Source organism: Paraburkholderia sp. Ac-20336, assembly GCF_017105025.1.
Lineage (GTDB): Bacteria > Pseudomonadota > Gammaproteobacteria > Burkholderiales > Burkholderiaceae > Paraburkholderia.
The window spans coordinates 23,721-50,302 of the sequence record NZ_JAAGPS010000017.1; the positions used below are offsets into that span (position 1 = coordinate 23,721).

28 protein-coding genes and 1 tRNA gene are annotated in these 26,582 nt (G+C 59.1%); 24 read left to right on the top strand and 5 right to left on the bottom strand.

Annotated elements, in window-relative coordinates:
* Window positions 1-173: 173 nt before the first annotated feature.
* The 8 genes from petA to GXB81_RS08955 all read left to right on the top strand — a co-directional run bounded on the left by petA (window position 174) and on the right by GXB81_RS08955 (window position 6,480).
* Window positions 174-794 carry a ubiquinol-cytochrome c reductase iron-sulfur subunit gene (gene petA / locus GXB81_RS08920; RefSeq protein WP_167045869.1) on the top strand — a complete coding sequence of 207 codons (621 nt, stop codon included), beginning with the start codon at window positions 174-176 and terminating at the stop codon, window positions 792-794.
* Complete coding sequence (locus GXB81_RS08925) at window positions 794-2,173, top strand: cytochrome bc complex cytochrome b subunit (RefSeq protein WP_167045632.1); 1,380 nt, start codon at window positions 794-796, stop codon at window positions 2,171-2,173. Before petA ends, GXB81_RS08925 begins: the two co-directional genes overlap by 1 nt.
* Before the next feature lie 23 nt (window positions 2,174-2,196).
* Window positions 2,197-2,952, top strand: a complete 756-nt coding sequence (locus GXB81_RS08930) for a cytochrome c1 (RefSeq protein WP_167284137.1) — start codon at window positions 2,197-2,199, stop codon at window positions 2,950-2,952.
* Window positions 2,953-3,047: 95 nt separating this feature from the next.
* Window positions 3,048-3,659, top strand: coding sequence for a glutathione S-transferase N-terminal domain-containing protein (locus GXB81_RS08935; RefSeq protein WP_006052302.1), 612 nt, complete (start codon window positions 3,048-3,050; stop codon window positions 3,657-3,659).
* Window positions 3,660-3,725: 66 nt separating this feature from the next.
* Entirely contained in the window at window positions 3,726-4,226 is a 501-nt protein-coding gene (locus GXB81_RS08940) for a ClpXP protease specificity-enhancing factor (RefSeq protein WP_167045638.1), read from the top strand.
* A gap of 19 nt (window positions 4,227-4,245) precedes the next feature.
* A tRNA-Thr gene (locus GXB81_RS08945) sits at window positions 4,246-4,321 on the top strand.
* Window positions 4,322-4,482: 161 nt separating this feature from the next.
* Entirely contained in the window at window positions 4,483-5,709 is a 1,227-nt protein-coding gene (locus GXB81_RS08950; RefSeq protein ID WP_205988950.1) for an integrase arm-type DNA-binding domain-containing protein, read from the top strand.
* Window positions 5,710-5,976: 267 nt separating this feature from the next.
* On the top strand, window positions 5,977-6,480 hold the full coding sequence (locus tag GXB81_RS08955) for a hypothetical protein (RefSeq protein WP_205988918.1): 504 nt from the start codon (window positions 5,977-5,979) through the stop codon (window positions 6,478-6,480).
* A 42-nt stretch (window positions 6,481-6,522) separates the two neighbouring features.
* Here the strand turns inward: GXB81_RS08955 and GXB81_RS08960 are convergent, their stop codons facing one another.
* Window positions 6,523-6,783, bottom strand: coding sequence for a helix-turn-helix transcriptional regulator (locus GXB81_RS08960; RefSeq protein WP_205988919.1), 261 nt, complete (start codon window positions 6,781-6,783; stop codon window positions 6,523-6,525).
* A gap of 157 nt (window positions 6,784-6,940) precedes the next feature.
* On the opposite strand from GXB81_RS08960, the gene GXB81_RS08965 reads away from it, so the two are divergent.
* The 8 genes from GXB81_RS08965 (at window position 6,941) to GXB81_RS09000 (ending at window position 12,414) form a co-directional block, all read left to right on the top strand.
* The gene (locus GXB81_RS08965) at window positions 6,941-7,879 is read left to right on the top strand and encodes a CocE/NonD family hydrolase (protein ID WP_205988920.1); all 939 of its coding nucleotides are present in this window, start codon (window positions 6,941-6,943) and stop codon (window positions 7,877-7,879) included.
* Window positions 7,880-8,039: 160 nt separating this feature from the next.
* Entirely contained in the window at window positions 8,040-8,378 is a 339-nt protein-coding gene (locus tag GXB81_RS08970) for a hypothetical protein (RefSeq protein WP_241016293.1), read from the top strand.
* On the top strand, window positions 8,379-8,792 hold the full coding sequence (locus GXB81_RS08975) for a hypothetical protein (protein ID WP_205988921.1): 414 nt from the start codon (window positions 8,379-8,381) through the stop codon (window positions 8,790-8,792).
* A gap of 5 nt (window positions 8,793-8,797) precedes the next feature.
* Window positions 8,798-9,466, top strand: a complete 669-nt coding sequence (locus tag GXB81_RS08980; protein WP_205988922.1) for a hypothetical protein — start codon at window positions 8,798-8,800, stop codon at window positions 9,464-9,466.
* Complete coding sequence (locus GXB81_RS08985; RefSeq protein WP_241016294.1) at window positions 9,463-10,053, top strand: recombinase family protein; 591 nt, start codon at window positions 9,463-9,465, stop codon at window positions 10,051-10,053. Before GXB81_RS08980 ends, GXB81_RS08985 begins: the two co-directional genes overlap by 4 nt.
* A 125-nt stretch (window positions 10,054-10,178) precedes the next feature.
* Window positions 10,179-10,388: a hypothetical protein gene (locus GXB81_RS08990; protein WP_205988924.1), complete on the top strand. Its 210-nt coding sequence runs from the start codon at window positions 10,179-10,181 to the stop codon at window positions 10,386-10,388.
* Between the two features lie 13 nt (window positions 10,389-10,401).
* Complete coding sequence (locus GXB81_RS08995) at window positions 10,402-11,577, top strand: DNA cytosine methyltransferase (RefSeq protein WP_205988925.1); 1,176 nt, start codon at window positions 10,402-10,404, stop codon at window positions 11,575-11,577.
* Window positions 11,578-11,637: 60 nt separating this feature from the next.
* Window positions 11,638-12,414 (top strand): GIY-YIG nuclease family protein, encoded by a 777-nt coding sequence (locus tag GXB81_RS09000; protein ID WP_205988926.1) that lies wholly within the window; start codon window positions 11,638-11,640, stop codon window positions 12,412-12,414.
* A 7-nt stretch (window positions 12,415-12,421) separates the two neighbouring features.
* On the opposite strand, the gene GXB81_RS09005 is transcribed toward GXB81_RS09000, so the two are convergent.
* The 3 genes from GXB81_RS09005 to GXB81_RS09015 form a co-directional block, all read right to left on the bottom strand.
* Window positions 12,422-12,829 (bottom strand): very short patch repair endonuclease, encoded by a 408-nt coding sequence (locus GXB81_RS09005; protein WP_205988927.1) that lies wholly within the window; start codon window positions 12,827-12,829, stop codon window positions 12,422-12,424.
* 80 nt (window positions 12,830-12,909) lie between these two features.
* Window positions 12,910-13,800, bottom strand: a complete 891-nt coding sequence (locus GXB81_RS09010; RefSeq protein ID WP_205988928.1) for an ImmA/IrrE family metallo-endopeptidase — start codon at window positions 13,798-13,800, stop codon at window positions 12,910-12,912.
* Window positions 13,793-14,116 (bottom strand): helix-turn-helix transcriptional regulator, encoded by a 324-nt coding sequence (locus tag GXB81_RS09015; RefSeq protein ID WP_205988929.1) that lies wholly within the window; start codon window positions 14,114-14,116, stop codon window positions 13,793-13,795. Before GXB81_RS09015 ends, GXB81_RS09010 begins: the two co-directional genes overlap by 8 nt.
* Window positions 14,117-14,341: 225 nt before the next feature.
* On the opposite strand from GXB81_RS09015, the gene GXB81_RS09020 reads away from it, so the two are divergent.
* From GXB81_RS09020 to GXB81_RS09040, 5 genes are all read left to right on the top strand, one after another.
* The gene (locus GXB81_RS09020; RefSeq protein WP_205988930.1) at window positions 14,342-14,647 is read left to right on the top strand and encodes a DUF3892 domain-containing protein; all 306 of its coding nucleotides are present in this window, start codon (window positions 14,342-14,344) and stop codon (window positions 14,645-14,647) included.
* A gap of 15 nt (window positions 14,648-14,662) precedes the next feature.
* A complete protein-coding gene (locus tag GXB81_RS09025; protein ID WP_205988931.1) occupies window positions 14,663-14,866 on the top strand; it encodes a DUF2188 domain-containing protein in 204 nt (67 codons plus the stop codon).
* Between the two features lie 255 nt (window positions 14,867-15,121).
* Window positions 15,122-16,966 (top strand): AAA family ATPase, encoded by a 1,845-nt coding sequence (locus tag GXB81_RS09030; protein WP_205988932.1) that lies wholly within the window; start codon window positions 15,122-15,124, stop codon window positions 16,964-16,966.
* 620 nt (window positions 16,967-17,586) lie between these two features.
* Window positions 17,587-17,781, top strand: a complete 195-nt coding sequence (locus GXB81_RS09035; RefSeq protein ID WP_205988933.1) for an AlpA family phage regulatory protein — start codon at window positions 17,587-17,589, stop codon at window positions 17,779-17,781.
* Window positions 17,782-17,963: 182 nt separating this feature from the next.
* Window positions 17,964-20,279, top strand: coding sequence for a phage/plasmid primase, P4 family (locus GXB81_RS09040; RefSeq protein ID WP_205988934.1), 2,316 nt, complete (start codon window positions 17,964-17,966; stop codon window positions 20,277-20,279).
* A 393-nt stretch (window positions 20,280-20,672) separates the two neighbouring features.
* On the opposite strand, the gene GXB81_RS09045 is transcribed toward GXB81_RS09040, so the two are convergent.
* Window positions 20,673-21,527, bottom strand: a complete 855-nt coding sequence (locus GXB81_RS09045; RefSeq protein ID WP_205988935.1) for an alpha/beta hydrolase — start codon at window positions 21,525-21,527, stop codon at window positions 20,673-20,675.
* Window positions 21,528-21,765: 238 nt separating this feature from the next.
* Between GXB81_RS09045 and GXB81_RS09050 the strand changes: the two genes are divergently transcribed.
* From GXB81_RS09050 to GXB81_RS09060, 3 genes are all read left to right on the top strand, one after another.
* Entirely contained in the window at window positions 21,766-22,398 is a 633-nt protein-coding gene (locus GXB81_RS09050; RefSeq protein ID WP_205988936.1) for an ABATE domain-containing protein, read from the top strand.
* 452 nt (window positions 22,399-22,850) lie between these two features.
* Window positions 22,851-25,013: a glycoside hydrolase family 28 protein gene (locus GXB81_RS09055; RefSeq protein WP_205988937.1), complete on the top strand. Its 2,163-nt coding sequence runs from the start codon at window positions 22,851-22,853 to the stop codon at window positions 25,011-25,013.
* A 434-nt stretch (window positions 25,014-25,447) separates the two neighbouring features.
* Window positions 25,448-26,581, top strand: coding sequence for a class I SAM-dependent methyltransferase (locus GXB81_RS09060; protein ID WP_205988938.1), 1,134 nt, complete (start codon window positions 25,448-25,450; stop codon window positions 26,579-26,581).
* Window position 26,582 lies beyond the last annotated feature (1 nt).

A 26,582-nucleotide genomic window follows, 5' to 3' on the forward strand; every position in this document is an offset into this window, starting at 1 on the left:
CACTTAAAAGGAGGTACGAAAAAGTTTGCGATCGGTACGGACAAACCCTGAGTTATCAAGGGCTTCGCATGGTTTTTGGCACTCGGCCCTTGTAAATGGCGACTCCATTCGCGCAAACTAGCGGCGGTAGAAGCGACGTGAAGGAAAAATCCAACTCAGAAGTGGGGCGTGTGATGCGAGACAAAGAAGAGGAACGCGTCGATGGCAGCCGCCGTAACTGGCTGGTAGCGACGACCGTAGCAGGCGGCATAGGAGGTGTTGCCGTTGTTGTACCCTTTGTTAGTTCGTTTGCACCATCCGAAAAGGCCAAGGCAGCGGGTGCCCCGGTCGAAGTCGATTTCAGCAGTCTCAAGCCCGGCGACATGATGACGGTCGCCTGGCGCGGCAAGCCGGTGTGGGTCATCAACCGCACGGACCGCATGCTCGCCGACGTCCAGAAAGCGGACAACATGGTGGCGGACCCTCACTCGCTGAATCCGTTCTCGATGCCGCTACCGGACTACTGCAACAACGAATTCCGTTCCCGCGCCGAGAACAAGCATCTGCTCGTCGCCGTCGCCGTGTGCACGCATCTGGGCTGCACGCCGACGCCGCGCTTCCAGGAGGGCCCGCAGCCCAATCTCCCCGACGACTGGCCAGGCGGCTTTCTGTGCCCGTGCCACGGCTCGACCTACGACATGGCCGGCCGCGTCTTCAAGAACAAACCCGCCCCGCAGAACCTCGACATCCCGCGTTTCATGTTCACGTCGGCGACGTCCCTTGTGATCGGGAAGGACGAAAAAGGAGAAGCGTAATGGCGAGCGAACACGAAGTAGAGACGACCGGGCTGGCTGGTTGGATCGACCAGCGCTTCCCGATGACTTCCACCTGGAAGAAGCACGTTTCCGAGTACTACGCGCCGAAGAACTTCAACTTCTGGTACTTCTTCGGTTCGCTTGCGTTGCTGGTGCTGGTCAACCAGATCGTCACCGGCATCTTCCTCACGATGAATTACAAGCCCGACGCGACGCTCGCGTTTTCGTCGGTCGAGTACATCATGCGCGAGGTGCCGTGGGGCTGGCTGATCCGCTACATGCACTCGACGGGCGCGTCGATGTTCTTCGTCGTCGTGTACCTGCACATGTTCCGCGGGCTCATGTACGGCTCGTACCGCAAGCCGCGCGAGCTCGTGTGGATTTTCGGCTGCATGATCTTCCTGTGCCTGATGGCCGAGGCGTTCTTCGGCTACCTGCTGCCGTGGGGCCAGATGTCGTTCTGGGGCGCGCAGGTGATCGTGAACCTGTTCTCGGCGATTCCGTTCATCGGGCCGGATCTGTCGCTGTGGATTCGCGGCGACTATGTCGTCTCCGACGTCACGCTGAACCGCTTCTTCGCGTTTCATGTGATCGCGATTCCGCTCGTGCTGGTCGGCCTCGTGATCGCGCACCTCGTGGCGCTGCACGAGGTCGGCTCGAACAACCCGGACGGCATCGAGATCAAGGCGAAGAAGGGCCCGGACGGCGTGCCGCTCGACGGCATTCCGTTCCACCCGTACTACTCGGTGCACGACTTCATGGGCGTGACGGTTTTCCTGCTGATCTTCGCGGCGATCATTTTCTTCGCGCCGGAAATGGGCGGGTACTTCCTCGAAGCGAACAACTTCATTCCCGCAAATCCGCTGCAAACGCCGCCGGAAATTGCCCCGGTGTGGTACTTCACGGCCTTTTACGCGATGCTGCGCGCCACCACGGACCCGTTCAAGATCGTGCTGATGATCGTGATCGGTCTGCTCGGCCTGCTCGCGCTCGTGCGCGCGCGCGGCAAGTGGAAGCTCGGTCTGCCGGTGCTCGCGGTGCTCGTGATTCTCGCGATGGCGTTCACCGAGTCGAAGTTCTGGGGCGTGGTGGTGATGGGCAGCGCGGTGATTTCGCTGTTCTTCCTGCCGTGGCTCGACCAGTCGCCGGTCAAGTCGATCCGCTACCGGCCGTTTTTTCACAAGGTGTTCTACGGCATCTTCGTGATCGCGTTCCTGACGCTGGGCTTCCTCGGCACGCGGCCGCCGTCGCCGGTCTCGACGCTGATCGCCCAGGTCTGCGCGCTGATCTACTTCGCGTTTTTCCTCGGCATGCCGTTCTGGACGCGGCTTGGCAAGTTCAAGCAGCCGCCGGAGCGGGTGCGGTTCAAGCCTCACTAATCGCGAGCCAGGAGAATACGAAGATGAAAAAACTGCTTTCGATGTGCGCGCTGATCGGCGCGACGCTGCTTGCGCTACTGGCCGCGCCGGCCCACGCGGACGAGAATTTCCCGCTCGACCGCGCGCCGGACAACACGAACAATTTCGCTTCTTTGCAGCGCGGCGCGCAATTGTTTGTAAACTACTGCCTGAATTGCCACAGCGCGAACCTGATGCGCTACAACCGCCTGACCGATCTCGGCATTACGCCGGCTGAAATTCAGGCGAACCTGCTGTTCACCACCGACAAGGTCGGCAACACGATGACGGTGGCGATGCGCCCGGACGACGCGAAAGCGTGGTTCGGCGCGACGCCGCCGGATCTGTCGGTGGAGGCGCGGGCGCGCGGCAAGGACTGGCTGTACACGTATCTGCGCAGCTTCTATCGCGACGATACGCGGCCGACCGGCTGGAACAATCTGGTGTATGAAAACGTGAGCATGCCTCACGTGCTATGGCAGCTTCAGGGGCAGCGCGCGGCGAAATTCGGCGATGAAACCGACGAAAAAACCGGCGAAACGGTACACAAGTTCCTCGGCTTCCAGCAACTGACTCCGGGGACGATGTCGCCGGTAGATTATGATTCTGCTGTGGCCGACCTCGTGTCGTACCTGTCATGGATGTCCGAACCGACGCAGCAAACCCGCAAGCAGCTTGGCGTGTGGGTGCTGCTGTTCCTCGGTATCCTGAGCTTTTTCGCCTGGCGACTGAACGCCGCGTACTGGAAACATATCAAATAATCACGCCGCTACACGGCGTGGGGCCGGCGCCAGGAAAAACCTGCTGAGCGGTTTTTCCGTGCGCTGGCCCTTCAGCTTTTTGAGGAAACGTAAATATGATGGTTCTGTATTCCGGCACTACTTGCCCGTTCTCCCAGCGTTGCCGGCTGGTGCTGTTCGAAAAGGGCATGGACTTCGAGATCCGCGACGTCGACCTGTTCAACAAGCCGGAAGACATCGCCGTGATGAATCCGTATGGTCAAGTGCCGATTCTCGTCGAACGGGACCTGATTCTGTACGAATCGAACATCATCAACGAGTATATTGACGAGCGCTTCCCGCACCCGCAACTGATGCCGGCCGACCCGGTGCAGCGCGCGCGCGCCCGCCTGTTCCTGCTCAACTTCGAAAAGGAGCTGTTCGTCCACGTCGGCACGCTCGAAAACGAGAAGGGCAAGGCGGCCGAGAAGAATCACGAGAAGGCGCGCCTCGCGATTCGCGATCGCCTGACGCAGCTCGCGCCGATCTTCCTGAAGAACAAGTACATGCTGGGCGAAGAGTTCTCGATGCTCGACGTGGCGATCGCGCCGCTGCTGTGGCGTCTCGATCACTACGGCATCGAGCTGTCGAAGAACGCTGCGCCGCTGATGAAGTACGCCGAGCGCATTTTCAGCCGCCCGGCTTATATCGAAGCGCTGACGCCGTCGGAAAAGGTGATGCGCCGTTGAGTTTGGCTTTGGAGCGCGGGCGCCGCATCGCTCCGATGCGCGTCCGTGCCCGCAAGAGGACTGTTGATGCAAGAGATTTCCACGAAGCCTTATCTGCTGCGCGCGCTTTACGAGTGGTGCACGGATAACGGCTACACGCCGCACATCGCGGTGCGGGTCGACAATCAGACGCGTGTGCCGCGTCAGTTCGTGCGTGACAACGAGATCGTGCTGAACATCAGCTTCGAGGCGACGAGCCAGCTGCAGATGGGCAACGAGTGGATCGAGTTCAACGCGCGCTTCTCGGGCAAGTCGCACAAGATCGAGGTGCCGGTCGCCAACATTCTCGCGATCTACGCGCGCGAAAACGGCCAGGGCATGGCATTTCCGGTCGAATCGGCGGGGGGCGAGGCGCAGGATTCGGGCGCGGACGCCGCGGACGAACCCGAAGTGCCCGCCGCGCCGCGCGCGGTCGAAACGGCGCCGGCCGATCTGGATGCCAGCACTGACAACGCCGCGGACAAGCCGCAACCGGACGACGACGGGTCGAAAGGCGGCGGCAGGGCTCGCCTTAAGATCGTGAAATGAAGTAGAATCACGGCCTCATGCCGGCTTAGCTCATCAGGTAGAGCGCTTGACTTGTAATCATGAGGTGGCGGGTTCGAGTCCTGCAGCCGGCACCATATATCCATCCGCTGACGTCCGGCGGTGACTAGAAAACCCCGTAGAACCATTGATTCTACGGGGTTTTTTGTTTTTCGGCGTCCATGGTCGTGCGCTGATTGCTGGTATCGATGATGGTATATTGGTTGGTATCGACACTCAAAATGTTGGTATCGACAAAATGCCCCTTACAGATACTGCAGTTCGTAACCTCAAGCCCGAGGCTGCGCCATACAAACGGTCTGACGGCGGCGGAATGTATCTGCACGTCACGCCGAGCGGTAGCAAATACTGGCGGCTCGCTTATCGCCTGTACGGCAAACAGAAAATCTTTGCTCTCGGCGTCTACCCGGAGGTCTCGCTAGCCGAGGCGAGGCAGATGCGCGACGAAGCTAAAAAGCTCATCAAGCAGGGGCTCGATCCGGTCATCGAGCGAAAGCAGACTGTCCGGCGCAAATCCGAGGAGCAGGCGACTACGTTCGAACTCATTGCCCGCGAGTGGCACAAGACTAAGCGATCAGCGTGGACTGAGTCCCATGCCAAAAAGATCATGAATTCGCTCGAGGCCGACATTTTTCCGAGGCTTGGTGATCGTCCAATCGGCTCGATCAGTGCCCCTGACTTGCTGATGGCGTTGCGTGTAATCGAGAAGCGTGGGGCATTGGAGATCGCGGGACGGGTCTTGCAGCGGTGCAATGCGGTCTTTCGATACGCGGTCGCGACGGGGCGGATTGCTACCAACCCGGCGGCCGAGTTGCGGGGGGCGTTGAAAACGCCGGAACGGACGCATCATGCCGCGTTGTCGCATGACGAATTGCCGGAGTTTCTGGCCAAGCTGGCTGCATACGACGGTGATCCGCAGACACGGCTGGGACTTCAACTGATGGTGCATACGTTTGTCCGTACCGGCGAACTACGTGCAGCCAGTTGGGCTGAGTTCAACCTTGAACTGGGCGAATGGCGCATTCCAGCCGAACGTATGAAGATGCGGGAAGAGCACATCGTCCCGCTGTCGAGACAGGCAATTGCTTTGCTTCGTCAGTTGCAGACCGTCGATGGTGGTTCAGATCTCGTATTTCCTTCGGCCAGCGGGCGTCGCAACAAGTGGATCAGCGAGAATACGCTGCTTTACGCGTTGTACCGAATGGGCTATCACTCGCGCGCGACTGGGCATGGATTTCGTGCCACAGCGTCGACGATTCTGAACGAAATGGGATTCCATCCAGACTGGATTGAGCGACAACTCGCTCATTCCGAGCGGAACAAAGTGCGTGCGGCGTATAACCGCGCGCTATATCTTGCCGAGCGGAGGCAGATGATGCAGGTTTGGTCCGATTATCTGGACACTGCGGCCAGCGGAAAAGAGGTCGTGCTTAGCGATTTCCGGCGAAATTGGAGCGGTAATTAGTCGATTTTGGTGTGCCTAGCCAAAGTTATTTCGCCGTTGAGGGGGTGATTTGGCCCTGATAAGATGATGATACGACTGAGAAACCGCTCAAATATCGGTTTTCAGCTCGCCGCTCGCGCCGCAGCGCACGTCTGAGCAAATCGCAGGATAGTTGCCGGATTTCGCCTCAAACTTTCCCTCTGAATCACCCGAAATCTCCGATGCCCTGTTGTCGTCATCAGGCAAGGCGTTGCTGCGCGCTCATTTTTTTGCATCTTTGGAGCGTATATGTCAGGCATTCCCACCACCGTGACCAGCACCCCTGAGAATTTCACACCAGCCTTCAAGCGGATCCAGCAGGAGGGGGAAGCGGACTGCCCCTTTGCCTGCATCGCCATGATTGCGGGCAAGACGCTCGACGAGGTGAGAGCGGTTGCCGTCGAGAGGTTCAAGTTCCCGGCACACCCGCCGCGTTGGATCACAGAGGATCTGATCTGTAGTTTGGCGGCAAACTACCAACTCGTCGCCACAGTCTATAAAGAATTTCGCTCTTTCAGCGAGTTGCCGCCGCTGGCAATCCTTCTTGTTGAATACATAGAAGAACTCGAGATGGGCCGTCACGTGCTCTACCACCGTGGTCGCGCGTCTCACGACCCGAAGGTGAACGTGCAGTACGTGATGGACCCGGCGTACTGGATCAAGCCACAGGACCACGTTCGGACGGCCCTACCGCCAACAGCTTACTTTATCGGCATCCACGCGATGCAGCAGAAAGCGGGAACTGGCAAGTAGCCGCGCATGGGCGGCAAGCCAGCGAGCTAGAACGGCGGCGGGCTACCACCCCTTCGATGGGGCGGGGCCACCGATTGCCGGCCGCGGCTCGCTGAAGTCGAGCAGCGCGGAGGGGGCCACGCCAAGCGTATGCGCCAGCACGCAGATGTTGATGAGCGCGATATTGCGCTTGCCCCGCTCGACCTCGCCTAAATACGAGCGGGCCAGGCCGCTCTCAAGGGCAAGACGCTCCTGCGACCAGCCGCGCACCTTGCGTAGCTCGATCAGGCGCTTTCCGAACTGCGCAAGGGGATCGTAATCCATCGGGGTTTCAGGTTGAAAGAACCCAAAGCGTATGGATTTGACCGGTTTCGGGACACGCCCTATGATTACCCGCGCTATGAGTGACAATTCCGGGGACTCAGGCCAAGTACGCTAGGCAACCCACGAGAAGCCGGACTTACCAGGACAGAATCGAACTATGAAGCTAGTGATCCTCTTGACGTCCGCCGCGCTACTGCTTCCGATGCTGGCGCAGGCAACGCCGCCATTCAGCGAGCGGACGGTCATGGTGGACGAGTCATCGGGGCTTTTCGGCACGAAGATCGAAACGCAGATCTATGCACCGCAAGCGGAGGGCAAGTTCCCAATGATTGTGATTAACCACGGGCACTTTCCGCTGCCTCATGCCAGAGACTTGCGGGAAGTATTCCGGGGGCAGGCACTTGAGTTTGTCAGGCGCGGATATGTCGTTGTAGTGCCGTATCGCGCGGGTTACTCTAACTCCAGCGGCGACTCGACCATAAACGATACTTGCTCGACCGCAGGAGATGGCCGGCATTGGGCCAGCGAAGTGGCCGCTGTGATCGACTATGCCCGCACGTTGCCGAACGTGGACGACAGCAAGATCGTGGTGCTTGGTCAGTCACAGGGAGGCTTCACGACTGTCGCCCTGGGTTCAATGAACGTGCCGGGCGTTCTTGGCATCGTCGACCTGGTCGGTGCAGCAAAGCAGCCACACTGCAAGGACGGATATAGCACCGCCACTTCCGCCTTTGCCGACTACGGCAAGACCACTACGATCCCGGCGCTGTTCATGTACGGCGACAACGACGATTACGGCTCCGCAGCACCAGACAACTCGGTGCCGCACGGTTATCTTAAGGCGTACAACGATGCCGGTGGGCACGCGACACTCTACGACTATGGCGAGTACGGCAAGGACTCGCACATGATGTTCCACCACAAGGACGGCGTGCCGATCTGGACACCACCAGTCGGCAGGTTCTTTGAGTCACTCGGCCTGAATTGGGACGTGAAGTATCCGATGCGCGTACCTCATGCATGGAGCCAGAAGAAATCGGAAGCCATCGCCGCTGGCGGAAATAATTTCGATAACGACAGCGACGACGAACAGTAACTACCGTAGCCTGTTTTCCTCGCAGTAATCCGGGCGTACCGAGCGCCTGTTTCTTCCCGCTGCTGCATCCTCCGTACCGAAGCCAGGGCATTGCGCCCTGGCTTTTTGCGTTTACGGAGCCGGTGTGGCGGTGAGTGTTTCCTTATCCATGGAGGATTTCATGTCTCGCAACTGCACCACATCACATTGCCCGGATCGACTGGCTGGCCTGTCTTCACGCCAACTTGCGCGGCCGCTGTTTCGACTTGGGAGGATTGTCGCGACGCGCGGCGTACTGACTCACCTTGAACACCACGGCATCGCCGCCGACCCGTATCTCAAGCGCCACGTCAGCGGCGACTGGGGCATGGTGCCGTCCGAGGACGCGCGGGCGAATTGTCTCGCGATCGAGCACGGTGCGCGCATCCTGTCGAGATACGAGATCGCGGGGACGCGCATATGGATCATCACGGAGGCGGATCGCCGCGTGACGACGCTGCTTTTCCCAGAGGAATACTGAATGGCACCGTTCCCGGTATCGCCCGCCGCAGCCTCCATGAATCTGATGCGGCGACCGCTGCGCGACTTGCTACGGCAACTGCCGTGCTTGCCCGTTACGGCATCCGGCAAGCCCGATTACGCCGAAGCCGATCCCGACCTGCTGGTGAACGTCGCTGAGTCTGCTGAGCTTGTGTTGCAGATCGTGCATGGCGGGGTTTCGGCAATCGGGCTGCTCCAGGCCAGCACGGCGCAACAGGTCGCGGGCGGCGAGGTCAGCGCCAAGCACGTGGCGGCGCTGGGCCGGCTGCTTGTCGAACTCGGCGAAATGCTGCTGCACGTCCACGGTCTGTCGATCGAATGCCGACGCTACACGGCGGATTACGTGCCCGACCGTACGAGTCGCATGGATCAGCCTGGAGTCCGCGATACATGAGGCCCATGACACCTTCCCTGAAGGCCCGCCTTCTTGATCGGCTGATGGCGCGTCGATACGGGAAGAAGCGCGTCGGCCATGAAAAATCATTGGTGCGCTGTCTGCACAAGCGTGTCAGGCGTTCTAGCTGGAATGGCAAGGCTTCCGAAGCTCGTCGTGAGCAGGAACTGTACGTTCAGTGTCGCCGGACTTTCGTCGCGTGGGCGAATCGGCACGCCGGAATGCTCGGCACGGTCACGATAGCCAGACGCACACGCACCAGTATGGAAGTGCGGTTTGGCAACCTGAACGCGCAGTTATCGTTCTCCGTTTCATTCACCGGCATCGGCGTTTGTGTCTCGGTCGGCCAGCATCAGGACCAGCTTGTCGAGTTCGACTCGGCACCGCGCTGGCGATCAGGCGGTTACGTCTGCGATTTGGTTATGCCGGAGTATGTCGTCGTCTATCCCGATCGGTTCGCTTTGTGGAGAGGCGAGGTTTTCGACTACTTCCAGCGATGGTTCATGGATGATGTACTGACGGCGACGGGCCCGATCGCCGATTGCGGCGAACGTACCGGATTCATGGCAACTGCCCCGTATCCCGAAAGGTATGTGCTGAGCCGGAATGGCCATATCCGTTTCCCGCTTTTTGTGAACACATCTGAAACTACATCAAGGGAGGGTACCCTTTGAGTGCCACTGTCGCATATTTACGAGTGTCCACCGCAGGCCAGACCGTCGAAAACCAGCGGCAGGCCATCGCCGCCGCAGGCTACAAGGTGGAAAAGGAGTTCGCCGATGCGGCGACGAGCGGGACTACCGCAGCCGACAGCCGTAGCGGCTGGATCGCGTGCTCGCAATACTTGCGCGAAGGAGACGCCCTAATTGTTTACTCGCTAGATCGTTTGGGGCGGGGTGTCTTGGATGTCATTTCGACTCTCCACTCGCTGGATACGCGGGGGATTAGATTAATTCTATTGCAGCAAAATTTCGACACGGGCACGCCTGCGGGCAAGCTGGCTCTGACCATGTTCGCGGCGTTTGCCGAGTTCGAGAACGGTATCAGGAAGGCCCGCCAGCGGGAGGGGATCGCCCGCGCGCGCATGGAGGGCGGAAAGTATCAGGGGCGTAAGCCGAAGCTCTCGGCAGAGCAGCAGGTTGAGCTAAGGTTGCGCTTCAATGCGGGAGAGAACCGCAGCCAGTTGGCGCGGGATTTCGGGATCGACCGCGTAACCGTACATAGGTACTGCACGGAGACTAGTCGTCGCAATGTTGCATGAGCCGCCCGCCCACCGATTCAGCATATGGAGAATCGCGCGACGGTTGCCGCCCCACGTACTTGAGTAAATGATACTATGCGCAAATGAATAAGCACTCATGTTAGGGGCTCGCCAGACCAGACGCTATGACCACGAAGAATTCGACCATACCCCGAGGGAAAGCCAAGGGTGGGCACCCGACTCCCGCTCAAAGAGCGACGGATGCGCCGACAAAGCGCCTGAATGTCGAAATGAGTGAGGATGAGTATTTCGCCTTAAAGCGTTTCGCCTTGGAGCAACGAAAGACGGTCAGCGAGGTTGTGCGCGAGGCCATCCATACTCAAATGAGTAAATGAAGTCCTGATACAAATGAATAGCATAGAACTCTTCGCAGGTGCCGGCGGTTTGGCTATGGGAATGGCCAGAGCAGGTTTCCATCACACGGGCCTGATCGAATGGAACCAGTACGCGTGCCAGACGATTAGAGAAAACCCACACCACTATTCCGACGTGCTCGGGAACTGGCCTCTTCACCAGTGCGATGCACGCACCGTGACATATGGTGATCTGGGCAGAGACGTCATGGTGGTATCGGGCGGTCCGCCCTGCCAACCGTTCTCGCTCGGGGGGAAACACGGCGGCTTCCTGGACGAGCGTGACATGTTCCCCGAGGCCGTGCGCTCGATTCGAGAGCTACGCCCCAAAGCATTTGTATTCGAGAACGTGAAAGGGCTTCTGCGAAGCAGTTTCTCCGAGTATTTTGAGTACATTACGCTCCAGTTGACTTATCCCGAGATGGTTCGGCAAGCGGATGAACCGTGGCTGGACCACCTCGGACGACTGGAGCGGCAACACACGTCTGGCCGCCGCAGAAAGGGAACAACGTACAACGTGGTCTTTCGCTTGTTGAATGCGGCCAACTATGGAGTTCCGCAAAAGCGCGAACGAGTATTCATCGTGGGATTCCGGAGCGACCTGAACATAGAATGGTCGTTTCCCGATGAAACACATTCCGAGGAGGCGCTGCTACACAGCCAGTGGATCACCGGCGAGTACTGGGAGCGGCACAAGGTAGCAAGGCGAAACCGACCCACGTTGTCTGCACGTCAAGCACCGCGCGTAGCGAGACTTGGGACGACAAATTCGACCGCGTTACTCGCCCCTTGGCTTACCGTGCGCGACGCGATATCCGACCTCCCCGATCCGGAGCGGTACCCGAACAGCAGGATTCCCAATCACGTATTCATTCCTGGGGCCCGGAGCTATCCGGGGCATACGGGCAGCCCTTTAGACGAACCGTCGAAGACGCTAAAGGCTGGCGACCACGGCGTGCCGGGCGGGGAAAATATGCTGGCAAGGCCGGACGGTTCGATTCGCTACTTTACCGTGCGCGAAGCTGCTCGTTTGCAGACGTTCCCAGACGACTACATATTTCATGGGTCGTGGGGCGAAACAATGCGGCAGCTTGGAAACGCCGTTCCCGTGCGACTCGCGGAGGTAGTAGCTCGCTCAGTGGCAGCCAAGCTGGATTCTTCCGGCGCATGACGAATATCGAGATAACATGGGATAATCCCGGCCGTCAACTAGCTCGGTCGGGGGTCCGCGTTGTCAGATATTCACGGTTTCAATGAATTCGAATTCGATCTTCCTTCCGCCTTGCTGAGGGATATCATTCAATTGCTGGATGGAATGCCGACGGGCGTCCTTAGCTCATCGATTACCCAGCAAATACCGGAAGTACAGGGTGTATATCAGCTCTTCTGCAACGGGGAGCTGGTCTACATCGGTAAAACCGATGCTGAAGCGGGCCTTCGCACCCGACTAACGCGCCATTCCCAGAAGATTCTGCATCGCCCATCTCTCTCTGGTAGCGTGGTCACGTTCAAGGCCGCCCAAATTCTCGTGTTCACCGCGATGGATCTGGAAACGCAATTGATCAATCACTACCGGAAAACGATGGGGGCAGTTGCTTGGAATGGCAGCGGCTTCGGCTCAAACGATCCAGGACGCAAGCGAGAAGAAACCGATAAAGCGCCCGATGGATTCGATGCGGTCCACCCAATCAACATTGACGTGCCCGGAGAGTATGTGCCCATCGGCACCGCAGCCGTTGCAACGGTACTGGGCCGCCTCAAGTCGGTTTTGCCTTATACGCTACGATATGAGACCCTGCGGGGCTCCAATGGCAGAGCAATGCGCGGGAATCCTCACGCCGACCTGACTGCAACTGGAGTGACTATCGAGGGGCCACTGCAAACAGTGCGGGGCCTGATGCGACAGATAGTTGCCGCACTTGGTCCAGATTGGCAAGCGACTGCTTTCCCCTCTCACGTAATTCTCTACAAGGAACGGAAAGCGTATACGCACGGCGTAATCCTATAACGCGTCGCTACTCCAAGAAGGCGCGGATTCGCTCGATCAACGCCTTCTCGTCCGCCAGTTCGCACTCCCAGACAACCATCGTGGCCCACCCAAGAGCACGTAGGGCTTCGAGGTTTCGCATATCACGTTGCCTGTTTCCCTCCAGCTTTTCCCCCCAGAACTCAAGCCGAGATTTGGGCAATCGAGCTAATCGGCACCCCTCATGCCGATGCCAGAAGCACCCGTGCACAAAGATAACCTTCCGGCGTCGAGAGAATACTAAATCGGGGCGTCCCGGGAGCTTCATACCGTGTAGTCGATACCGGTAGCCGGCCGCGTAGATCAACCGCCGAACCGTCATCTCTGGTCCCGTATTCTTGCCGCGTATCAGAGACATCCGCTTACTGCGTGCCGCCGGCGTCAACGTGTCAACCATATCGTCTCATACGATGGTAGCAGCTCACTACCTATGGCTTAGCGAGGCATTACGTGAGCCCTCGCTCCGAAGGCGCAAACTTATCGGCGTACCCAACCAAGTCCGCTTGCGAGGTTTGTCATTCCGTCGAACGTGTCTGTCTCTTCCGCTTCGTCGTGATCGACCGAGCGAGCATCCGGATACCGCACCAAGAAGATTGCAAGGTCGAACTGATCTGAAATGATGGTGGATTCGTCCGCTTCCAGCGATGGGTGCCAGACGCCAGGCTGTACGCGATACGACGTGTTTCCAGAATGGCGGGTTGATGCGTTGAGGCGATCGACAACCGATTGAGGGACTGGCGTGCCAGGTGCCAGATACGCTCGTGCTTTGGCTGCCGCCTTGCTCGGATAAGACCAGCAGATAAATTCATCCCTGGCTACAACCAGCATCGCGGCTTCATCGGTGATTTCGATCCACTTGAGCGCGGTGGCGGTAAAAGACGTCTCGTATCGATCCGCAACCGTGCTCAAGACATCGAGCGTCACGATTTGGCCATCGATTTGCTGGCGAAAATCTGTAGCCGGCATCAGCAAGTAGGAGGCGAAGACATTCGCTTCCTTTTCCATTTTTCTCGACACGTCGCTATCGTAGTCGAGCATATCTACCTGACCACAACGAAACTCCGCTTGTCGCTGCCTATGGCAGAGGTAGTGTCCCAACTCATGAGCGAGGGTGAAGTTGACGCGGCCTGGGACGCCAACTGTCTCGTCATACGAGATGCACCAATCCCCTTTTTTTTCACGCTTCGAAAGCATTCCGTCAATGCCCGCGACTCCGTGAGGAGCCACCAACCCCACCGGATCAGGGAAACGCTGCTTGGTCACCTCCAACGCCAGTTCTTTCACGCCGACCGGAAATGGCTGGCCTGATGCGATCCAGAGCTTCGACAGCTGGATACCCCACCCGGTCGGGGTTGTCGGTTCAGTCATCGTCGTCGATTGCTTTCAAGAATTTTTCGAGCTGAGCTCTCTTTGCCGCATCGAGTTGGCCGATTCGTCTAAAGAAAACCTCATCCGCCTCAGACTTAGTGAGCGCTTGCTTTCCTTCGTCTAGCAGGAATTCGACTGTCACGCCGAAGACCTCGGCGATACGGCGGATTTTGTCCGCAGACGGCCTTACAACCGGGCGGTTTTCCAACTCCCAGATGTAGCTCTTGCTCGATTCGGTCTTTTGGGCCAATTCGTCCAAGGTCAGCTTTAGCCGTTTCCTTTCAGCGCGAATCTTATCGCCGAGCGGGGTAGACAACGTTTTCTCCTGAGTGATTTAGTCGAATGGATGGTCCGCCATAGAACCCCTTTGGGCGGTCAGTTTACCGGCGCGAACGCTCGGCTGGCAGCATCATCACGTAAAAGTTCAGAGTAGACGCATTTTCTGTACTTGACAACAGAATTCGAGGTAGGCAAACTCCAAGTGCGCCTACACCGAACATGGAGCGTCGGCGCATCCTTCCAACTTTTTTGGGATACGTTGATGGCAACGAACTTTAAGTGTATAGCCAAGCGCATGAACGGCGGGCAAGGCCATGAGCACATCGCTCAGCTTTGGTGGGTCAAATGCGTGGACGGCAAGGAAACGAACGAACAAGGCAGCAGCACGCGCGAGCAGATGGTTCAGTTCATCGAGAGCAACGGGAACACCTCCGTATGGTGCCCGGACCGGAATCCGAAGCTCCAGGGCGCTTGGGTCCACGTCCATAGCAATGGACGCATCAAGTTCGTGCAAACCGTCGCCGATGGTCGCAAGACCGACAATCTGTTGTCTTTGCCGGATCGTTAAGGCCGAGGAGCGAATATGAGCAAGAAAATCTTCGTCGAACAACGCCCTGAAAAGGATTACGCCGTGCGCCGCCCAAACTCGCAGCGCGCGAGCGGCGTGGCGTCAACGCAGGCTGAGGCGATTGAGCTTGCGCGCAGGCTCAATCCCGACGGACCGATCCTTGTCGAGCGCGTGCGGAACACCTCGAACGGCAAACCCGATAAGTGGCGTAAGCCGTAATAGCCGCCGGATGAACCGGCAGCGCAGTCATCGTGGCGGAGGTCGTTCGCTGCACAGGTCTCCGTCACGCAAGCGCTGCCGAACCACAGGGGGCTTGCATTAAGCCAACCGCCGGTGAACTGTTAGCGCCACACGTTTAGCCATTCGCCGCCGTATTTCGGTCAAAGAGAAAAGCGTGCTTAAATTCTGGAAACGCTGTCTGTGTTGCATACGACAGCGCTAATACATCATATCAACGAGTACCGGGGTAGATGCATGCGAGTGCGGCTTGACAAAATCGTCGTCAACAACTTCAAACGGATCGAATCACTCGAAATCGATTTGCAGCCGGTGACTGCGCTGGTTGGCGGGAACACGAGCGGAAAAAGCAGCGCATTGCAGGCGGCGCAACTCGGCGTGTCGATATTGCAGGCTGCGTTGCGCGGCATCCGTGCCAACGGTACGCCCGACTTCGCAGGCACTGTCGCCAACGATGCAGTGCTATTCCGCCCGACGGAACGGTTGCTGGACTTGAGACGCGGAGACTCCGCAACGCAAAACCTCGGCTATTCAATCGCGTATCACGGCGTAGATCTTGACACGAACACAAACAAGGAAATAACGATCGAGGTCCGCCGCGGGAAAAACGCGAACATCGCCATCACCCGTACGGGGGACGACGATCTCGCTGCAGTCCTAGCGAATGGTGACCGGCCATTCTCGATATTCACTCCCGGGTTGTCCGGAATCCCGATGCGCGAGGAGTGGCGGACAAAGGGCGCGATAGACGCCGCAGTCATGCACGGAGACGCGAACCTCTATCTACGTACCGTGCTTGATCATCTTTTCACGCGTGATTTGGATGAGACAGCCAAGACTGTATGGCATCGGGAGCGCGATATCGATGCCCTTCCGGACAGCGGCTGGAAGACCTTCTCCAAGCTTCTTGATCGCTGCTACCAAGGTGCGCGCGTCATAGTGGATCATGACCAGCAACATGACCGCTATGTTAAGGTCGAAGTCGAAACGTCAGGCGCAAGGGTCACGCTCGACATGGCGTCGACTGGGATGCTCCAAGTCATTCAGATTATCGCCTACGCCTGCTTCTACGCCCCACCCCTTATCCTGCTGGACGAGCCCGACGCGCACCTGCACGCCGATAGTCAGGCGCGACTCTATGATGCGCTCAGAAGTGTCGCCTCCGAGACGCAAACCCGCATTCTGTTCGCCAGCCATTCGCCCCAACTGATCCAGCGTCTTATGTACGACCCCGACGCCTTAGTCGTATGGATGAGCGGAGGTGCGAAAGTCCCTGTCGACGATGCTCAACGACCTGCGATCCCCGTTTTAATGGCGCTCGGCGCACTATCGGCCGGTGCTGAGGCGTTTGATCCTGCCCGGCCCGTGGTGCTTATGACGGAAGACAAGCTGACGCGTCCAATTACGGTGCTCGCCAAGGCGAACGGTGCACCGGATAACCTCGCAGTCCTCTCCTACAATGGGTGCGGCAACCTTCCCGCAGCGAGACTCCTTGCAAACATGATCGCCGACATGCGGCCCGACGCTCGGATCATCTTGCATCGTGATCGAGACTTTCGGACCGAACCGGAGATGCAGTTCGAACTGTCCACTGCTGCCTCGGAACGCCAACGCAACGGCGTGACCCGCGTTACGGAAGTGTTCACGCCGTTGAACGACGTCGAACATTCGTTTGCTCAGGCTGCGCATCTGAAAGCAGCCTTCGACGATCTTGCCCCCGAGCTAATCGATGCCGCGATTACGGATGTGACCACGTTCAAGCGTGACGATCTCGTGAACGCTGCGCGCATCGCTCGCGCACAGGTTCAATCATCGCTCTATGATGTTCCGCGTAAGCGCCAGAAGCCGGAATGGGCTGCGTCAGGGATGCCAGACAATGCTCCACCGATCGGCGGATTTATTCCCGCCAATGGCCTGGTTTCTGTCTCGTTCGAACATTCGCACGGCAAGATGCTTATGACCGGTCTCCGCCCGAAAATCCACAACCTTGTAGGGGGCGGTTCGCAGGCATCGGATAACAAGGTATATACCGCGACTGACCACCTTCGCACACCCGCTTGGGAGGATGCGTTTAACCCGTAATGTCTTGGCGTTGTGGCCCAATAGCGTGCAAGAGTCCACCAAGGGTGCAAAGCCGACTGCGGTAAATAACCTCAAGGGGAAGTCTATTGTCGGCGGCGCCAGGCGGATGTACTCGTTGCATTTGGCTAAACGCTAGCGCCACGGCTGAAACTCTGACGAATCGTATGTCGAAAACTGTTGCGTAGTTCGTTAAAACCGTAGCGAAATGATGGATTGCTTCAACGCAGCACTCTGACATCGCGCCGGCGCGCGAGACCGAGCCGGGTGAGCGATGTCGAGCGCAGCACTGAACATTTGATGCCACTTGCTTATGCTGGCGGATTCTGTGCATACTTCTCGCACTTCCAGCCAGTTGTATCGGACGAGAAGCAGTTGGTGACCCACTAGCCTTTCGTGCACGGGTTTGACTGAGCTAGTCGCGAGATCACCAACGGGTTGTTTCCCACTCGGCGAACACGACCGTAGAGGACGCGCAGCGCACCCACTGCACCGGGTAACCAGCCGATTTGTCTTTAAGCTGGTGGGCCTCCCTGAAGGCCGGACGGTTGGCATTTCATTTGACCATCTTCCCTCGTCTTCGACATTCAAGACATCACTGCTTGAAGTTGAGGATGGCATCCATGACCATCGATCGTCTTATCGACCTGATCGAGCTTTGCCGACAGGTTTGTCTCAGCCGCTCCGCGGTGTACGAGCGGATGACTTCCGATCCGACCTTCCCACGCATCATCAAGTGCGGCCGAAAGACTCTCTTTTCCCAGGTCCAGGTACAAGCCTGGATTCAGGATCGTATCAAGGAGAGCGAAGCCCGGTAAATCACTCACATCACTCCCGTTTGCTGGGGCAGTGGCCCCGCGCCTCTTTCCCAGCAAAAAAATCATTACTTCGGCGTGAGCGATGTGAGTCACTTTTTTATTGTTTTCGAGTTTTAAAAAGCAAAAAAAAAGTAACAGCGGTGTCGTTCACATCGCTCACGTCCTATCAATTAGGACTGGAGATGAACAAGATTGAGGTGAAGAAAGATGCGTCCTTTCATGATGCACTGGCGGTATGCCGAGCGGTACACGGGGAGGACCAACCGTTCACGATCAAATGGATGATGCGTGGCGACGATGGGAAGAGCGTGCTCAAGGTGGAGAGCACATGGGGAACGCTCGAGGAGCAGCAGAAGTACTTTGCGGCGTCGAGGGCCGACGGCTGGGAAGCATTCATGCTTGTTGGAATGACCAATGGTGAGGGTTTCTCCAAAAGTTGTGTGACAGGCTCGTGGGCTGGCGCGGTCGATCTTGATTACGACGTGGATCCTTCATGCTGGCAGAGATCGCTGTTTGGACCGTCGATCGTGGTGAATACGTCGGTCGGTCGCCAGCACGCGACCTGGATTTTTAAGGAGCAGGTAGACAACGAGACGTTCAACAGGATGGTCGTCGCGCTTGCACACCGCTTTGAGGGCGATGTTTGCTTTGCAAATGTGGCGCAGGCGATACGTCTGCCAGGCTTCATCAATCGCAAACATGGAACCGAGGTCAAGCTGTTGCGGTGTGAGCCGGAGCGTTGTTATGACCTTGCCGGACTGGCCACCGCGTTCGACGTTGATCTGATCGCCGCGTCATTGCAGGCGCGAATTCCGGTGACACGCTCATTGGGCGTGAAGGTCGCGACCGATGAGGATAAGCGCCAGCGCCTCGCGGATCTGCGCGAAGCCTTGCAGTACATCGACCCGGTGCCGTATGACACGTGGATCAAGGTGCTGGGCTCCGCATCGTCCCTTGGCCCCGACGGATTCAGCGTAGTGAACGAATGGTCGCGTCGTGCAAGCAACTATGATGAGGAGCGCATGCAGATCGCGTGGAAATCCTTCGATGCGGGATCGTCGGCGTCGCCGAAATCGATTTTTTTCCTCGCAATGGCGCGTGGCTGGTCAAACCCTGGCTTTCGTAGGCACGTGGCAGTGGGTCCAAAGGAAGTGATGGGCGAGCGTTACCTCGGCCGCCTGCTGGCTAGCAAAATGTACCCGGACATCGCCGTCGTGCGCCGGGGACACGGTGAAAAACAAACGCTGCAAGCATTGCGATGGGTCGGCGACCACTATGAAGCGCTGGATTCGTTTGCGTTCAGAACGACCGTCGAAACGTACTGCCATCGCTTGGTCCAGCAGGCGCACGGCACCGATAGCAACCTAGCGATGGTGACTGCCGTCTCGAAGCATTCGGGAGATGGTCGAATGCTTGATTTGCTGGGCCGTGCCGCACTTGAGTTCATGCTTGATGCGTCCGACGTATTGCAGGCCACGAGCTATCCGTACTTTCCCGTCGCGAACGGTGTGCTGAACCTGATCAGCGGCGAGCTTATTCCTGCGCGCTTCAAACCAATTGCACCCCACAACAGGGCGCTTACTTTCGATCGCGAAGCGCGTGCTCCGAGGTTTGAGTCGTTTCTTGACGAGATATTCGAGGGCGATCGCAATCTGATCAGATTCTTCCTGCGTTTGTGCGGTCGCATGCTGTTAGGCAAGCCGAAGGAGCATCTTTTTGTGATCTTCCTTGGCGGGGGACGCAATGGGAAATCGGTCGCGGTTGAGGTGCTGAATGCGATCTTCGGAAGTTTGGCCAGCACTCTTGCTGTTTCTGCGCTCATGGTGCAAGGCACAATGAACGATGGACCAACGCCATCCATTGTGAAACTGGAGGGAAAACGGTTCGTAACCGTGAACGAACCGAACAAAAAGCACAAGCTCAACGGCGGACTGGTTAAGCAGTTGACGGGTGGGGATCGAGTAGCGGCGAGGGGACTCTATGCCGAGGATGTCGAGTTCATGCCCATATTTACGTTGGTCATGATCGCAAACGAGATGCCGGGGATCAACGCGGACGATGCAGCGCTGTGGCGTCGCATCACGGTCGTGCCGTTCACGCGAACATTCTCGGACAATGAAATCGATCCGGATCTGAAGGAGACGCTGCTGCTCCAGTTGCCGGGAATCCTCAACCTGTTTCTAGATGGGTTGCGCGACTACCTTGAGAACGGCTTGCAGCCGCCGGAGAAGGTGCGGCGGGCAGGTAGTGAGCAGCGTCTACGCGCGGACAGTTTTGAGGTGTGGCGCGAGGAGCGCACGATGGCAGACGACGTGCAATCGCAGCACAAATCGCTCCTCAACGACTACTTTGCTTGGATCGCAGCAAACCCAGGCTATGAAAAGCTGGGTTCTCGCGAATTTGGAGTGAAACTCGCGGCCGTCTATCAGCGAGTGGATGAGCGGCATTACGTGTTTTACAAAGGTGTCCGCTTGAAAGATATATCCGGCGCGAGCTAGTATGTACGCTGGTGGGCGGAGCCATGCAGCGATTGGCTCAGTCCGCCGTCGTACGCCCGAAGCCAGCAGATTTGTTGGTATCAGTGTTGGTACTTTTGAGATTGAAATCGCTGGAAGCCGCTTGTGGCAATGGCTTTGGCGCAGGGTTCGATTGCTGCAGCCGCACCAAGTTGCGTTACCCGCATTACCCTCAAAACCCCGCGAGATACTGTCTCCCGGGGTTTTTCTTTTGCCGCCGCGCTCAATCAAAGCTCCCTTGAATCGACTCGACTTCGCCGCAGCCCATTCTCAGCGTCGAGTCGAGCCCGGCACGTCATCCAGTGCGCGGCGGTCGAGACAACAATCGAATCAACATTCCGCACCCGTCTGACGGCGGTGGCGCGTCCAATCGCATCATCGGGACAGAAACTCGCGGATCGCATCGGCGATTTCGCTCGCGTGCGTTTCGAGCGCGAAGTGACCGGTGTCGAAGAATCGCACCACCGCGTCCGGAATATCGCGCCGGAACGCCTCGGCACCCGCCGGCAGGAAGAACGGATCGTGCTTGCCCCACACCGCCAGCAACGGCGGCCGATGGGTACGGAAATAGTCCTGAAACGCGGGGTATAACGCGACGTTGTTGCGATAGTCGCGGAACAGGTCGAGCTGGACCTCGTCCGCGCCGGGGCGGCTCAGGTAGAAGCTGTCGAGCGAATAGCCGTCCGGAGACACGCTCGCCGTATCCGGCACGCCATGCGTGTATTGCCAGACGGTCGCTTCATGCGCGAGCAGCGCGCGCAGTGCCTCGCGATTGGCCGGCGACGCGTCCTTCCAGTACGAGCGAATCGGATTCCAGCCGTCGCTGAGTCCTTCTTCGTAAGCGTTGCCGTTCTGCGAAATGATCGCGGTGATCCGCTCGGGATGCCTGAGCGCGAGCCGGAAGCCGGTTGGTGCGCCGTAGTCGAATACGTACACGGCAAAGCGGTCGAAGCCGACGACCTCGGTGAAACGTTCGATCACCTCGGCGATGTGGTCGAACGTATAGGCGAAGGTGTCGCGCGCCGGCATGTCCGACTGTCCGAATCCGGGCAGATCGGGCGCGACGATATGGAAACGGTCGGCGAGCTTCGGAATCAGGTCGCGAAACATATGGCTCGAACTCGGAAAACCATGCAGCAGCAATAGCTTTGGAGCGTGCCGGGCTCCGGCTTCACGATAGAACACCTTGAAACCGTCGACGTTGGCGTGGCGATAGCGGATAGCGGTCATGACTTCTCTCCATGCGGACAGTGGGACACAGCGTGGCGGATCGGAACAGGCTGAACACGATTCGAGGCAGGGCTCGTTCTCCGAACGGAAGAAACGTCTGTCTGCCGCATCAACATGCAGCACCAAAGTAACCTGTTAAATTTGTTTTTAGAGGTTACTAATCGGGTGTGTAACTTGTCAAGGCGATTTTTAGTGGTTACGATGGTAGACATCGAAACTACCTGTCTTCACGCGAGAGATGGACTACCGTCAGATTCCTGCGATGTTCGTGGCCGACGCGCCGGGCCTCGATTTCCTGAACTCGGTCGCGACTCCTGGGGATGAGGAAGTCGACTGGATCAGCGACGGCGAAGGGCTGCTGGCCTGGCTCGAGCAGGCGCGAATGATGCCGCCCGAGGCGCAGGCGGCATTGCGCGCGCAATTCGCATCGCACGAATTCGATGTGGTCGCCGGGCAGGCGCGAGCGTTACGCGAGTGGTTCAGGCGCTTCGTCAGCGAGAACAAAGGGCGGCCGCTGGCTGCCGCCGATCTCGTCGGGCTCGAGCCCTTGAATCAGCTTCTCGGGCGGGACGAGCGATATGGCGAAGTCGTGCCCGGCGTAGATGCCGCGTTGGAATTTCGCGAGAGCCGCCGCTGGAAATCGCCCGAATCTTTGTTGATGCCGATTGCGCAGGCATTGGCGCAGCTCGTGTGCAACGAGGATTTCACGCAGGTGAAAGCGTGCGAAGGTCCTCGTTGCACGCTGCTGTTTGTCGATCACACACGCGGACATGCCCGGCGGTGGTGCAGCATGGCGGTTTGCGGCAATCGCGCGAAAGTTGCCGCACATCGGAAGCGGCTCAAGAAGCCGGACGACGAAGGCGGCGATTGACGCTGCGTCGGCGGGCTGGCTGAAGTTGGCCGTGATGTCGCGCGATGCGTTGAGTTGAGCGGAGTCGAGCCGTTCGACGCTTCGTGCCACCGGCCGCGTTTCTGGCGCGCTGAATTTCGGCGGTATCTGCAACCCCGTAGAACCCAATGGTTTACGGGGTTTTTGTTGCGTGTCCCGCGCTTCTCGGGAACTCGCTCTCATCACGCTAACTTTTGTTTGTTGTTATCGTATGTCTTACATCATGATGTGTGGTGTACTCACGCACATAGCCCAATTTCCGTCATAAAACGAAAAATTTCCCGACAGAAATAAGCAAATTCGCTGCCTTTCCTATTCAGGTAAACCTCGATTATTTGTATGTCGTCTTACAAGATAGGATTGAAATATCCGCGTTCGCAGGCGCTGCGGCACGTGTCGGGCACACCATATAAGTGACAGGAGACTAGAGCTTCATGACAAAAAAAGTAGACGCATCATGCAACGACGCGCTGCAGGAGCGCCCGCAATCGCCGGCTCGCCGCAGCTTTCTCGCGTTCGCCGGCGCCACGGCCGGGGCCGGGCTGATTGCCGGCTTGCCCGGCTGCGGCAGTTCCGACTCGCCTTCCGCCAGCAACGGCGGCAGCACCACGCCGCCCGCCACCACCCCGCCGCCGACCGCTGCAGCCGATCCGATCTGGGGGCCGAGCGGCGAAGCCACGGCGATCATCAACAAGCTCGCCAACATCACACCGTCGATGTTCGCGTCGACCGATTTTCAGGTGACGAGCTACGGCGCGCAGCCGCTGCCCGCGGCGGCCCTGATCCTGTCGACCGCGTGGCCGGGCGGCCCGATTCCCTGGGTGACCGGCGGCTCGGAGCAGACCGCGCATCCGACGAGCGACCTGCAAAGCCCCGGCTCGAACATCATGGTGCCGTGCGACTACACAGACTCGGCCTACGATGCGTGCTCCGCGTTCAACGCCGCGATCCGCGCCGCGAACCAGGCCGGCGGCGGCCGCGTGGTCGTGCCGGCCGGCAACTGGTATTGCGGCGGCCCGATCGTGCTGCTGAGCAACGTGAATTTCCACCTCACCGCGGGCTGCACGATCTATTTCAGCCCGAACCCGGCCGATTACGCGAAGAACGGCCCGTATCCGACCGCAAACGGCAACCTGTACTGGACGCGCTGGCAGGCCAACGACTGCCTGAACTTCGGCTCGCCGATCTACGCGTATCAGCAGAAGAACATCGCCGTGACCGCCGACGACAACAGCTGCGTGCTCAACGGCCAGGCCATGACGCCGATCCAGCTCAGCACCCAGCCGCCGACTTCGTGCTGGTGGACGTTCAAGGGATCGAGCAGCACCTACGGCTGCACCAGCTCGACCACGACGACGCAGGCCTACGCGAATCCGAACAACGTCGCGCTGACGAGCCTGCCCTCGTCGCAGATCACGAATCCGAAGGCCAACGTGTCGTTCACGAACCAGGACGGCACCACCACGACGCTGATGACGCTGCTCACCGGCACCGGCTGGAATCAGGATCAGAACTATCTGCCCGCGCTGTCCGAGCTCGGCGTGCCGGTGCTGAACCGCGTGTTCGGCAACGGCCACTATCTGCGTCCGTGCATGATCGAGTTTATCGGCTGCACCAACGTGCTGCTGCAGAACTACCACACGCAGAACACGCCGTTCTGGCAGCACCATCCGACCGCCTGCTCGAACGTCGTGATCGACGGCGTGTTCGCCGACAGCGTCGGCCCGAACAACGACGGCTTCGATCCGGACGCGTGCAACACCGTGCTCGTGCAGAACGTCCAGTTCAATACCGGCGACGACTGCATCGCGATCAAGTCCGGCAAGTGCCTCGACACCGAGTACGGTCCGATGCAGAACATCGTGGTCCAGAACTGCACGATGCAAAGCGGCCACGGCGGTCTCACGATCGGCAGCGAAATGAGCGCGGGCGTGGAAAACGTCTACGCGCGCAATCTGACGATGCAGAACGAGAACTGGGCCAGCAATCCGCTCAACATCGCGCTGCGCTTCAAGACCAACATGAACCGCGGCGGCTTCATCAACAACGTGTGGATCAACGGCGTGACGCTGCCCAACGGCGTGAACCTCGCGGGCAAGTTCGGCGGCGGCGCGCTCGGCTCGGCTTTCCCGGGTTCGGTGCCGGGCACGGGCACGGTCGGCCTCGCGGCGAACCCGTCGACGGGGCAGGGCGGCCTCATCACGTTCGACTGCGACTACAGCGCGTCGGGCGATGCGGTGCGCTGGAATCCGGCGACGATCAACAACGTCAACATCTCGAACGTGACCGCGACCGACGTGTCGGGCAGCGTAACGTACGCGATGACGTCGGGCTTCACCGCCGGCGCGAATTCGTGCTTCCAGGCGATCGTCGCGCAGGGTCCGGTGGCCGCCGACTACAACGGTCCGCTGCCGGTGCCGACCGTCACGCCGATCACAGGCGTGACGATCACGAACTGCAACCTCGGTACGCCGGTGTGCGTCGGACCGGCATCGTCGACGGTGCCGGGACCGGTTTTCGTCGCCAACACGAACGGCATCACGCTGAACAACGTGGTGATCGCGGGTACGGCCTACAACTCGGTGCTGACCGGTTGATGCGGCCCGGCACCGGCGGGCGGGGCCCGCTGGTGCCTGATTTCGCGTGGCTGGCTCGAACCGTGAGAAAAAAGAATGCCATAGATGTTTTGACGGCGTTTTTTGTTTTTCTGAGAAAATATTCAATGAAATATCGTGGTGAATGAGAATTTTATGGTGGCTTTGCATGGATGGAGAGTATTCTATGCCACTTCGAAATAGAGATATCTCTTTCACCTTGTCGATTGTGGACTTTTTAGTCTATTTTCCGTGCTAACCGCACTACGGAACTCACCTTAACCTCTGCACCGGTACGCCCCGTACACCTCGCTCCACCGGTCCACGCACCACCGGTACGGTACTATTCGGGCGTCGCCCGGTATGGCCCGCGGACGTTCCGGCTCGCAGCAGCGGGCAACGGCTCCGGCGACGCACCATCGACCCCACCCGATCTCATGACCAGCGCCGCAACTCCCGCAACTATCACCTGGCCCGAAGCCGACGGCCCGCGCACCGCGCGTTGGCGTTCCGAGGCGGCCGTGCCGCCGCCGAAGCGCGTCGTCGTCGCCGATGACCGCACCACCGCCGACTCGGCCTACCGGCTCGCCTGCGAAGGCTCGGCCCTGCTGTGGCGCGGCGACTTCCAGAACGCGCGCCAATTGCTGCAAGCCGTTACGCGCCGGCTCGAACGCAAGCCGCGCAAGCAGGGCGCGACGCCGCTCGATGCGTTCAATCTGCATCGGCAGGCACAGTCGCAACGCGCACGCACGCTCGGCATGATCCTGATTCCGCTCGACGCCGATTACGGCATTTCGCTGCGCCGCGCGCCGGACGTGCGGCAGGCGTGCGAGGAAGCCTACGGGCTAGCCGTTGATGAAGCCTCGGTCGTGTCACTGCGCGAACTGCTCGGTCTGATCGGCGCGCACGAATGGCGCAAGAAGGGCGTGGAGATTCCCGCGCTCGGCGAGCGCATCCATCCGCACTACGGCGTGTTTTCACCGGTGCGCGGCGAATACGTGGATCTCGTCGCGCGCGCGCCGCTGCCCGCGCTCGACAAAGCCTTCGACATCGGCACTGGCACGGGCGTGCTGGCCGCGCTGCTCGCCAAACGCGGCGTGCAGAAAATCGTCGCGACCGATCAGGACCCGCGCGCGCTCGCGTGCGCGAGCGAAAACCTCGCGCGTCTCGGTTACGCGCAGCAGGTCGAGATCGTGCAGACGGATCTGTTTCCGCAAGGGCAGGTACCACTCGTCGTCTGCAATCCGCCGTGGGTGCCGGCGCGGCCCGCATCGCCGCTCGAATACGCGGTCTACGATCCGGACAGCCGCATGCTGCTCGGTTTCCTCAACGGTCTCGCGGATCATCTGTCGCCGGGCGGCGAAGGCTGGCTGATCATTTCCGATTTCGCCGAGCATCTCGGTCTGCGCTCGCGCGAATGGCTGTTGGCCGCCATCGACAACGCGGGGCTCAGCGTCGCGGGGCGCGAGGATATTCGTCCGCGGCATCCGAAGGCGAGCGACAGGAACGATCCGCTCCATGCGGCACGGGCGGCCGAGGTGACTTCGTTGTGGCGGCTTAAGGTGCGGTGAA